This is a genomic window from Bacteroides caecigallinarum (genome assembly GCF_016901995.1).
Taxonomy (GTDB): Bacteria; Bacteroidota; Bacteroidia; order Bacteroidales; family Bacteroidaceae; genus Phocaeicola; species Phocaeicola cellulolyticus.
Genome location: NZ_JACJLE010000184.1, coordinates 1 through 309 on the forward strand (window position 1 = coordinate 1; position 309 = coordinate 309).

The 309-nt window shown below is 39.5% G+C and carries 1 protein-coding gene; it reads left to right on the forward strand.

Annotation, left to right across the window (positions count from 1 at the left end):
* Positions 1–309 (forward strand): PD-(D/E)XK nuclease family transposase (locus H6A61_RS15540; protein ID WP_204394810.1); only part of this gene is annotated, 309 nt, incomplete at both ends.

Genomic DNA, 309 nt, shown 5'->3' on the forward strand with positions numbered 1-309 from the left:
TAACCATAAAGAACCTGCTGGAAAGCGAAAGCAATCAGGAAGAGGAATACGACAAGTATAACCGTGTGGATATGCTGGCGGAAAACTCAAAAGGAAACCTAATCCTGATAGAAGTGCAGAACAACAACGAATATGCCTACTTCCAAAGAATGCTTTTCGGTACATCAAAACTGGTGACTGAATACATCAACAGAGGAGAAGGATACGACAAGGTTAGAAAAATATACAGTATAAATATCGTCTATTTCACTCTCGGACACGGAAAGGACATTGTTTATCACGGTAAAACAGAATTCCGCGGAATTCATA